The following is a 9,703-nucleotide window of genomic DNA, read 5'->3' on the forward strand; positions in this document are numbered from 1 at the left end:
TCAGGTAGATTGGCATCGGCTGGCAGGCCGTCATCGCAGGCAAGCCAGCTCCCACATTTGGATCGCGGTGCGTCAGCTAGATCAGCGTCGGCTGTCAGGCCGTCACGGGGGCAAGCCCCCTCCCACAGTTGATCGCATTTATTCAGGAAAAACGCGATTGAAATGTGGGAGAGGGCCTGCTCCCGATAGCGATGGTTCAGTCAGCACCTTGCGAAACGTTTCCACCAATGGTCGCAGGTTGACCCGGTGCCATGCCGCCCACAGCGGTGTGGTGTAGCTCAGCCATGGCAGCTCACGCAATACCACGCCGGGCGGTGCATTGCGGCTCAGGCCCTTCTGCACCATCGCCACCCCAAGCCCCGAGGCCACCAGGCCCAATGCGGTAAAGGGTTCGCTGGCTTCCATGGGAATCTGCGGGGTGAACCCGGCGCGGATGCAGGCGGCGACGAAATCATCGGCGGGGTTGGCGCCGGGTTTGCGCTGCACGCCGATCCATTGTTGTTCGGCCAGGTGCTGGGGCAACAATTCGCTTTGCCTGGTCAGCGGATGCTGTTCGGGCAGGGCCAGCAGCATCGGGTCGTCGAGCACTTGCAAGGCGGTCAGGTCCGGGTCGTCGGCGGCAGGCGGTTCGCTCACCAGAGCGATGTCCAGGCTGCGTTGGCGCAAGCCCTCCAATTGCTCAAGGGAGGGCAGGTTGTACAGTTTGATGTGCACGGTGGGCCGGTCATCGCGCAGGATGCGCAGGGCATTGGGCAGTACCCCGGCATGCATGGCATTTTCGATATAGCCGATGCACAAGCCGCCTTCTTCCCCACGGCCCAGGCGCTTGCCCAGGGACTCCAGGCGATTGGCGTGGGTCAGCAGCGCCTTGGTTTCGGCCAGGAAGGTCTGGCCGTCGCGGGTCAGGCGAATGCGTTGCTGGCTGCGTTCGAACAGGGTCAGGCCCAGCCGCTCTTCGAGCTGGGCGATCTGACGGCTCAGGGGCGATTGGGAGATGTGCAGGCGCTCGGCGGCACGGCCGACGTGTTCTTCTTCGGCGACCACTTCGAAGTAGCGCAGTTGGCGTAGATCGATCATGTAAGACCTCTGGGGACTCAAGTTGGTCGCAGTATGTCTTGGACGGTCTGACTAACGCAATCTAGGATCTGCTCAACGGTCTCCCCCTTGAACCGATTGAGGACTCCACCATGAGCTTGAAAGACAAACTGCCCGGCGTACTGGGCTTTGGCACCGCCCCCCTGGGCAACATGTTCCGCGCCATTCCTGAAGATGAAGCCCAGGCCACCGTCGAGGCCGCCTGGAACCACGGCGTGCGTTACTTCGACACGGCACCCTTCTACGGCTCGGGCCTGTCGGAAATCCGCCTGGGCCAGGCCCTGTCTAACTACAATCGCGATGACTACGTGCTCAGCACCAAGGTCGGTCGGGTGATTCTGGATGAAGTCGAAGCCGGCTCCCGCGACCTCGGCGAAAAAAGCGGCGTGTTCGAACACGGTCGCCCGAACAAAATGCTCAATGACTACAGCGCCGACGCCACTCTGCGCTCCATTGAAGACAGCCTCGAACGCCTGCAGACCGATCGCCTGGACATCGTGTGGATTCACGACATCGCCCAGGACTTCTACGGCGACCAATGGCTGGAGTACTTCAACCAGGCCCGTACCGGCGCGTTCAAAGCACTGACCCGCTTGCGTGAAGAGGGCGTGATCAAGGCCTGGGGCCTGGGCGTCAATCGTGTCGAGCCTTGCGAACTGACCCTGGATCTGGCTGAGGCCCAGCCCGACGGTTTCCTTTTGGCCGGCCGCTACACCCTGCTGGACCACGAGCGCGCCCTGCAACGCTTGATGGATTCGGCGTTGGCCCAGCACGTCGAAATTGTCGTCGGTGGCCCCTACAGCTCCGGCATTCTCGCCGGCGGTACGCACTTCGAATACCAACCAGCCAGCCCGGCGATCATCAGCAAAGTCGAGCAGATCAAGGCGATCGCCCAGGCGTTTGGCGTGAGCGTGAAGGCCGCGGCGCTGCAGTTCTCCCTGGCGCACCCGGCCGTGGCGGCGGTGATTCCCGGTGCCAGTCGTCCGGGACGGCTTGCCGAAGACGTGGCGGCGTTGTCAGAGAAGATTCCAGCAGCCTTCTGGCAAGCGTTGCGCGAGGCCCGATTGATATCTGACCGTGCGCCTTTGCCTCTCTAATTCCCAAGGAGTTTAAGCATGAACATCGATGTGAGCGGCAAAGTGGCCATCGTCAGCGGCAGCACCGCCGGTATTGGTCTGGGCATCAGTCAGGCGTTGGCGCAATCCGGGGCTACGGTGGTGGTGATCGGCCGGGACGCGGGCAAGGTCGACAACGCCTTGGCCAGCATTCGCCAGGTGGTGCCCGGCGCTGATCTGCGTGGGCTGGCGGCCGACCTTGGCACCCTCGAGGGCGCCGAGAAACTGTTCGCCGCCGAACCTCGCGCCGATATCCTGGTCAACAACCTCGGCATCTTTAACGATGTGGATTTCTTCGAGGCGCCAGACAGCGAGTGGACGCGCTTCTATGAGGTCAATGTGATCTCCGGTGTGCGCCTGGCGCGGCATTATGCGCCGGGCATGGTCGAGCAGGGCTGGGGCCGGGTGATCTTTGTGTCGTCGGAATCCGGCGTGGCAACGCCGGCCGACATGATCAACTACGGCGTGACCAAAAGCGCCAACCTGGCGGTATCCCACGGTTTGGCCAAGCGCTTGGCGGGCACCGGGGTCACGGTGAATGCGATCCTGCCGGGGCCGACCTTTACCGACGGTCTGGAGCAGATGCTCAAGGACGCTACGGCCGAGTCCGGGCGCAGTGCACGGGAAGAGGCTGATGTGTTCGTGCGTAATGCGCGGCCTACCTCGATCATCCAGCGCGCCGCCAATGTGGATGAAGTGGCGAACCTGGTGGCGTACATTGCTTCACCGCTGTCGTCTGCCACCACCGGTGCCGCGTTGCGGGTCGACGGCGGCGTTGTCGACAGCATGGCGATCTGATTTTTTTCCTGTTTTGGAGTATCTCTCGTGGCAACAGCATCTTCTGTGATTGAAATCCCGGCTTCGGCCGACCAGGTGTGGCAACTGATTGGCGGCTTCAACAGCCTGCCCGACTGGCTGCCCTTCATCGCCAAGAGCGAGCCAGGCGAAGGGGGCCGTGTGCGTCACCTGACCACGGCTGACGGCGGCCAGATCGTCGAGCGCTTGCAGAGCTTCGACAACGTGGCGCGCACCTACAGCTACACCATTGAGGCGTCGCCGTTTCCGGTGAGTGCTTATCTGGCGACCGTGCAGGTTGAAGCGCTGACTGAGACGTCGGCGAAAGTGACCTGGTCGGGCGTGTTCACCCCAGTAGCAGACACTACGGATGCGGCAGTGGAGCAATTGTTCGCTGGCGTCTATAACGGTGGTCTTGAGGCGTTGCGCGGCAATTTCCCCGACTGAATCCGGCTAAAGCTCGACAGCTCCCACATTGAACAAATGTGCGCGGGCTGTCGCGATTGCCTGTGCTGGCGTCATCCGCGCTGTATCAAGCCTGAACGCCGGTTCATCCCAGCTTTCATACTCATGCACCAGCACGGACTGCCAGGTCGGCGGCGCCAGGCCGGGAACATCGCCCACGCGGTTTTCCACACGGCGCCGGTGCTCTTGCTGATCAGAACACACCACCTGGATATTGATCAGTTCTACCCCCGCTGTCGTCGCCACCGCCTGCCACGCTTGGCGGCTCTCCCTGACCGGGTTCACGCAATCGGCAATGACCCGCTGCCCCAAGCGCAAATTACTCAGCGCCAGCGCATTCGCCACGCCGTAGCCACTGGCTCCCACATCGCCGGCCAATACCGCGGCATCACGCAGTGCCTGTTCAATCACGTCGATGCGCAGGTAAATCGCACCGGTCTGTCGCGCCAGTTCCCTGGCAATCGTAGTCTTGCCGCTGCCGGGCAGACCGCTGAATACAATAAGCATGGCCATCAACCCTTTGCAGGCGCGAGCTTGCTCGCGAAGAACGTCAACGATAACGCGTACTTGCAGGTAAAACGTGTCGTCTTCACGATTTTCGCGAGCAAGCTCGCTCCTTGTGTTATTAGAACTGCTTCACTTCGACAACAGGACCTGCACCCATGACCTTGCCGTTCGTGAAGATGCACGCCCACGGCGACGACTTCATCATCATCGACCGCCGTGGCCAGGACAACCCCATCACTGCACAGGTTGCCCGTCGCCTGGGTAATCGCCACACGGGCATCGGTTTCAATCAAATGGCGGTGGTGCTCGACTGTGAGGATGCCGCCGCGCGCATTCAATTCTGGAACCCGGACGGCACGCGCCTGCACACTTGCGGCAGCGCGACCCGCGGCGTGGCCGACCGCCTGATGCACGAGGCCGGCACCCAGGCCATCGTACTGCGTACCGAGCGCGGGTTACTGGCGTGCACACGCGTCGACGGGCAGCGAGTGTCAGTGGACATGGGTACACCGTCGCTGGACTGGGCAGCGGTGCCCCTGGCCAAGGCGATGGACACCCGCGTGCTGCCCATCGACGGCAGCCCGGCGGCTTGCAGCATGGGTAACCCGCACTGCACGTTTTTCGTGGAGGACATCGCCACCATCAACGTCGCGACGGTGGGCCCGGCCCTGGAAGTTCACCCACTGTTCCCGGCCAAGACCAATGTACATTTCGTACAGGTGCTGCATCGCGGCCACATCCGCCTGCGCATCTGGGAGCGTGGCGGCGCAGTGCCGTTGGGGTCCGGTTCGTGTTGTTGCGGGGCGGTGGTCAATGGCATTCGGCGGGGGCTGCTCGATGACACCGTGACGGTCGAGTGCGACGGCGGTACGGTCACGGTGCAATGGGACGGGCAGGGCGGGGGTGATACTGACCGGCCGTGTCGAACCGATCATGCAGGGCGCCGCATACCTGTACTAGAACATCACGGTAAAGGTGGTGCCGGCCATCGCACAGGAACTCACCGCCACATCGCCGCCATGTACCCTGGCCAGTTCGCGCACGATATACAGGCCCAGGCCAACGCTGCGCACATCGCTGCCCTGGTCGGTGCCACGAGTCATGGGTTCGAACAGCCCCGCCAGCAGTGATTCGGGAATTGCCGGGCCATGGTTGTGCACGGCGACGGCACAGGCGTTGTCGCCCAGGCGCGAGGTGACCGTGATCGGTTGCAGCAGGTCGCCATAGGCCACGCTGTTGGCGACGAGGTTGCCGATGATCTGCTGCACCCGGTCGGCATCCAGGCACGCTTGGCCAAGGCCCTCGGCGTGGTGCACCAGCGTGGCGGCAGGGAAGGCCACGCGCAGTTCGTCCACCGCATGCTGGATCACATTGTGCAGATCCAGCGGTACCGCCTTGATGGTGATGCCTTGGCCGACCCGGGCCTGGGTGAAGTCCAGCAGGTCGGCGATCATGCGTTGGGCGCGTTCCGACGACTGGCCGATATGCCCCAGCAACTGGCGCTCCTTGGCCGTACGCTCGCCACGCTGGAGAAAGTCCGAGGCCATGCGGATGGCGGTGAGCGGGTTTTTCAAGTCGTGGCTGACAATCGCCACCATCTGTTCGGCGAACAACGCCCGGCGCTGGGCGATGGCATAAGCCTCGCTCAATTCGGCCTGGGCCTGTTGCAAGGCCAGTTCGGTGGCGGTTTTTTCCTGAAGCAGGGCTTCGGCCAACTTGCGCGCATTGAGCAGTTCGCGCTCGTACTTGTCACGGTCGGTGGTGCCGAACAGCGCCAGGTCATACACCACGCCGTCGGGCTGCTGGCGCTGGTTGGCGTTGAGCAAGACGGTGACTTTGTGCCCGGCGCAATGGCGGATGTCGAGCTTCACCTCGGTGACGCTGCCATGCATGCGCAGCATCGGTGCCAGGTGGGTCTGGTAGAAGATCCGCCCGCCCATAGTCAGCAGGTCCTGGAACCTGCGCCCCTGCAGCTCGGCTGCGCTGAACCCGAGCCAGTCGCTCAGGCGCGGGTTGACGCGCAGGATCGTACCGTCCTCTCGGGTCACGGCCAAGGCGCAGGCGGCGCTGTCGAACAGCGAGTCAGGCATCGGCAGCTGCCCACGGCGCCAGGAACGCATCCATCGCCGCCGCGCACGCCTGGGGCGCGCTCATATGTGGGCAATGGCCGACATTGTCCACCAGGCGATAAGTGCTGTTGGGCATCACGGCATGCAGGTATTCACCCACGGCCACGGGGGCGATCAGGTCGTCGCTCGACTGCAGGATCAACACCGGGGTGGCCAGGCCCTGCACGTCGTGGCGGTTATCCGAGAGGAAGGTCACGCGGGCGAACTGCCTGGCGATGTCCGGCTCGGTGCGGCAGAAGCTTTCGGTGAGTTCGGTGCTCAATGCCGGTTGCGTCGGCGCGCCCATGATCACCGGGGCCATGGCGCTGGACCAGCCCAGGTAGTTGCTGTCCAGGGTGTCGAGCAGGTCTTCGATATCGTCGCGCTGGAAGCCGCCGACATAATCCTCGGTATCGATATAGCGCGGCGATGGGCCGATCATCACATGCGCGGCAATCCGCCCGGGGGCGAAACGGTCCGCCAGGGTGCCGATCATCGCACTGACCGAATGGCCCACCAGAATCACCGGGCCTTCGGCGTAGGCGTCGACAATCTCGTTGAGGTCGCGGGCATAGCCGTCCAGGCTGCTGTATTTGGTTTTGTCGAACGCACTCAGGTCCGACAGGCCGGCGCCGACCAAGTCATACAGCACCACGTGAAAGCGCTCGAGAAAGTGCGGCGCCAGATAATTCCACATCGCCTGGTTACAGCCAAAGCCGTGGGAGAACACCAGGGTCGAAGGCCCATGGCCCTTCACGCGAACGTGGTTGCGGTGACGTAGATCCATGGGCGTCTCGTAGGTGGCGAACAGCTATGCGGGCGTGGCGGCAGTTTAGATAGTCGCGGGCGTGGGGTCACGCGTTATACGTCGATCAGGTAAAGTCGGTGCCTTCAGGAAGAAACTTCAGGTAACAAAGCATGGTGATGATTCTGCGGCAATCGGTGTTGAGTCTGTTGGCTCTGTTGCTTGTCGGTGTGATGAGCCTGGCCCGGGCTGACACTTCGCCCATCGGGGTGGCCCTGGACCAACGGGTGATCGACCTCACCAATACCCTCGACTCCACTGCCACCCAACGCTTGAAACACCAACTCGCCGAGCTTGAACAGCGCAAAGGTGCGCAAGTCGCTGTATTGCTGGTGCCGACTACCGGCAGCGCCGGCATCGAGGACTACGCCAACCAACTGTTCCGCGCCTGGAAACTGGGGCGCAAGGACGTCGACGACGGCATCCTGCTGGTGGTGGCCAAGGATGACCGCAAGGTGCGCATCGAAGTGGGCTACGGCCGGGAAGGCACGGTGACCGACCTGCTGGCCCACCGCATTATCGAAGAACACATCACTCCAGCGTTTCGCCAGGGGGATTTTGCCGGTGGTATCCAACAAGGCGTGGACGCGCTGATTGTGCTGGTGGACGGCGGCGACCTGCCCAGGGTGGCCGGGCCTGGGGTCAATCCCCAATTTATCGCGATACTGGTGGCGTTTGTCCTGGGCGGCCTGGGCGGCGTACTGATCGCCGCCGGCAAGCTGCATTGGCGCAAGGGCTTGATCGTCGCAGTGGCGGCTACGCTGTTGCTGGCGCTGCTCGGTGGCGGTCGGCAATGGCCGATGTTCTTGTTTGTAATACCGCTGACCCTGTTGATTGGCGGCGCCACCTTCGGTGCCTTGTGGCAGGTACGCACCCTGTTCTACGGTGTGATCGGGCTGCTGGTCTATAGCATCGGGTTGCTGGTGGTGGATAACTACGTGGACGTCAGTTTTATCCATTGGCTGCTATGGCCGCTGTGCGTAGGGATAGTGCTGGGCTTGTACCTGGTGCTGCTGCTGATCATGAGGCACACCTGGCGGAGCAGCCGTGCAGGGTTCAGCGTACGACTGCTGGCGGCGGTGGCCGTGTACGTGATCGCAGGGCTGGTGATCGATGGCGGGCGTGATGGCTGGCTGCTGGCGTTTCCCATCGCATCGTTTGTCGCGCTGATTATCTTTGGCAAGGTTGGCGAGGGGTCTGGATCTGGCTCGGGCGGTGGGTCCAGTTCGAGTTCCAGCAGCTCCAGCAGCAGTTCTTCCGGTGGCGGTGGTTCCAGTGGCGGTGGTGGGGCTTCTGGCAGTTGGTGACGCGTTGGTTGATGCCCAATTCACACGTGGGAGCGAGCAAGCCCGCGCCCACATTCAGGCTGTGATTCGGCTCCGGCAGGGTTCGTAGCCCGCCCAGCCTTTAAAGCCTGGGTTAGGCTTTTACCCAACCGCCGTTGCCGTCGGATTTGATTTCGAAGTCGATGGGTGCAGGGTTAATGTTGATCAGCGAGTTGTCACTGGCCTTTTCATCCGTGGGCAGCATGTTGGAGAAAGGCGGGCGGGGGCTGACTTGCGAGCTGTCACCGGTCTTTTTATCCGAGGATAGAAAGTCCTGTTCGATCCGCTTACGGTTGAAATCGGCCCGGAAATGGTTTCCGACATTTTTCCCGCCGCCGTTGCCATTGAAAATTTCTGCATCGTCCCCGATCTGGTTTTTTTCCAGGGGGTTGTGCCTCGGGGCATCGTTATCGATAGGGCTTGTGCTGACTGGTGGGTAAGCAGGTATGGACGGCGTAGAACCATTGATTGAAAACACGATTGCACCTCTTTGCTAGCTAGGAAATTGACCCGCCAGGACCTGGTCCAAGCAGGGTGTTTCGCAGGCTACAGCGCCGCAAACGGTCGCTCAATCAAGTGCATTGGGGGTGAATGTAACGGGGTGAAACCGTTGTGTGTCCAGGCCATTAAGTCGCAGGAGCGGCTGTAAGTATAGTCTGTGGGATCGGTTGAAATGCCCGGCTTGACGTCAGGTAGAGCAGATGAACTCAAGGTTTTTACCCGCTGAAATGCATTTTTTCGCCGCGTGGTCGTTGGCGTTTATACGTTTTGCAACATAAACCCGATCACTGTGTTTTTGTTAATAAACCATCACCATCTCATGCCACGCCATCCCACCGTGATCCGACGGCGAAGGGTGCACATAGGTGTAGCCCATGCGGGTGTACAACGGCACATGCTGCTCCTTGCACATCAGGTGAATGGTCTGTTTGCCCAGCATACGCATGCGTTGCACGAACTCAGTCATCAGGGTTGTTGCATAGCCTTTGCCTTGATGCGCCGGGTCGACCACCACCGACATGATCACCACATTCAGCGCCTCGGGTGAGTGACCGACCAATTCCTTGAAGGCCTCGTCCGACATCACCACCTCATGGGCGCAGCCCGAGTTGATAAACCCGACCACTTCGCCGTCTGCTTCCAGGATCAAAAAGCCTTGGGAATACTGCGCGATGCGCGTGGCGATTTTTTCCAGGGTCGCGGCTTCGTCGCCTTCGTAGGCCCTGGTTTCGATTTCAAAGCAGCGGTCGGCATCGGCGGGGAGGGCGTTGCGCAAGGTGAGGGTGGGCATGGGCGTTTCCAGGGGCGTTGAGCGAAAGGCCATATCATACTGCTAACTAACTGATGCGCCGCGATCCAAATGTGGGAGGGGGCTTGCCCCCGTGACGGCCTGACAGCCGACGCTGATCTAGCTGACGCACCGCGATCCAAATGTGGGAGCTGGCTTGCCTGCGATGACGGCCTGCCAGCCGATGCCAATCTACCTGA

The 9,703-nt window shown here is 61.8% G+C and carries 10 protein-coding genes and 1 pseudogene; 5 read left to right on the plus strand and 6 right to left on the minus strand.

The features are described 5' to 3' along the window. Positions 1-138: 138 nt before the first annotated feature. Positions 139-1,077: a LysR substrate-binding domain-containing protein gene (locus TU73_RS27720; protein WP_057014834.1), complete on the minus strand. Its 939-nt coding sequence runs from the start codon at positions 1,075-1,077 to the stop codon at positions 139-141. Positions 1,078-1,187: 110 nt separating this feature from the next. Between TU73_RS27720 and TU73_RS27725 the strand changes: the two genes are divergently transcribed. From TU73_RS27725 to TU73_RS27735, 3 genes are read left to right on the plus strand one after another with little or no spacing between them, the layout of a single operon-like run. Continuing rightward, positions 1,188-2,192 carry an aldo/keto reductase gene (locus TU73_RS27725; RefSeq protein WP_057014835.1) on the plus strand — a complete coding sequence of 335 codons (1,005 nt, stop codon included), beginning with the start codon at positions 1,188-1,190 and terminating at the stop codon, positions 2,190-2,192. A gap of 18 nt (positions 2,193-2,210) precedes the next feature. Then, the gene (locus tag TU73_RS27730; protein ID WP_057014836.1) at positions 2,211-3,008 is read left to right on the plus strand and encodes an SDR family NAD(P)-dependent oxidoreductase; all 798 of its coding nucleotides are present in this window, start codon (positions 2,211-2,213) and stop codon (positions 3,006-3,008) included. 27 nt (positions 3,009-3,035) lie between these two features. Continuing rightward, complete coding sequence (locus tag TU73_RS27735; RefSeq protein ID WP_057014837.1) at positions 3,036-3,452, plus strand: SRPBCC family protein; 417 nt, start codon at positions 3,036-3,038, stop codon at positions 3,450-3,452. Between the two features lie 6 nt (positions 3,453-3,458). On the opposite strand, the gene TU73_RS27740 is transcribed toward TU73_RS27735, so the two are convergent. Beyond that, complete coding sequence (locus TU73_RS27740) at positions 3,459-3,977, minus strand: P-loop nucleotide/nucleoside kinase family protein (protein WP_057014842.1); 519 nt, start codon at positions 3,975-3,977, stop codon at positions 3,459-3,461. Between the two features lie 155 nt (positions 3,978-4,132). Here TU73_RS27740 and dapF point away from each other — a divergent pair. Further along, positions 4,133-4,937, plus strand: a pseudogene (dapF, locus tag TU73_RS28865) (diaminopimelate epimerase). Here the strand turns inward: dapF and TU73_RS27745 are convergent. Together TU73_RS27745 and TU73_RS27750 are read right to left on the minus strand one after the other, a co-directional pair. Beyond that, entirely contained in the window at positions 4,934-6,067 is a 1,134-nt protein-coding gene (locus TU73_RS27745; protein WP_057014843.1) for a PAS domain-containing sensor histidine kinase, read from the minus strand. The pseudogene dapF and the gene TU73_RS27745 overlap by 4 nt on opposite strands. Then, entirely contained in the window at positions 6,060-6,872 is an 813-nt protein-coding gene (locus TU73_RS27750; protein WP_057014838.1) for an alpha/beta fold hydrolase, read from the minus strand. The genes TU73_RS27745 and TU73_RS27750 overlap by 8 nt, the downstream gene beginning before the upstream one ends. Positions 6,873-7,003: 131 nt before the next feature. On the opposite strand from TU73_RS27750, the gene TU73_RS27755 reads away from it, so the two are divergent. Next, positions 7,004-8,197 carry a TPM domain-containing protein gene (locus TU73_RS27755; protein ID WP_057014839.1) on the plus strand — a complete coding sequence of 398 codons (1,194 nt, stop codon included), beginning with the start codon at positions 7,004-7,006 and terminating at the stop codon, positions 8,195-8,197. Between the two features lie 112 nt (positions 8,198-8,309). On the opposite strand, the gene TU73_RS27760 is transcribed toward TU73_RS27755, so the two are convergent. Then, positions 8,310-8,693: a hypothetical protein gene (locus TU73_RS27760; protein WP_057014840.1), complete on the minus strand. Its 384-nt coding sequence runs from the start codon at positions 8,691-8,693 to the stop codon at positions 8,310-8,312. A 321-nt stretch (positions 8,694-9,014) separates the two neighbouring features. Next, a complete protein-coding gene (locus tag TU73_RS27765; RefSeq protein ID WP_057014841.1) occupies positions 9,015-9,506 on the minus strand; it encodes a GNAT family N-acetyltransferase in 492 nt (163 codons plus the stop codon). Positions 9,507-9,703 lie beyond the last annotated feature (197 nt).

Source organism: Pseudomonas libanensis, assembly GCF_001439685.1.
Lineage (GTDB): Bacteria > Pseudomonadota > Gammaproteobacteria > Pseudomonadales > Pseudomonadaceae > Aquipseudomonas > Aquipseudomonas libanensis.

Coding starts and splice junctions, on each gene's coding strand:
- TU73_RS27720 (WP_057014834.1), bottom strand. CDS start 1,077: ATGATCGATCTACGCCAACTGCGCTACTTCGAAGTGGTCGCCGAAGAA.
- TU73_RS27725 (WP_057014835.1), top strand. CDS start 1,188: ATGAGCTTGAAAGACAAACTGCCCGGCGTACTGGGCTTTGGCACCGCC.
- TU73_RS27730 (WP_057014836.1), top strand. CDS start 2,211: ATGAACATCGATGTGAGCGGCAAAGTGGCCATCGTCAGCGGCAGCACC.
- TU73_RS27740 (WP_057014842.1), bottom strand. CDS start 3,977: ATGCTTATTGTATTCAGCGGTCTGCCCGGCAGCGGCAAGACTACGATT.
- TU73_RS27745 (WP_057014843.1), bottom strand. CDS start 6,067: ATGCCTGACTCGCTGTTCGACAGCGCCGCCTGCGCCTTGGCCGTGACC.
- TU73_RS27750 (WP_057014838.1), bottom strand. CDS start 6,872: ATGGATCTACGTCACCGCAACCACGTTCGCGTGAAGGGCCATGGGCCT.
- TU73_RS27755 (WP_057014839.1), top strand. CDS start 7,004: ATGGTGATGATTCTGCGGCAATCGGTGTTGAGTCTGTTGGCTCTGTTG.
- TU73_RS27765 (WP_057014841.1), bottom strand. CDS start 9,506: ATGCCCACCCTCACCTTGCGCAACGCCCTCCCCGCCGATGCCGACCGC.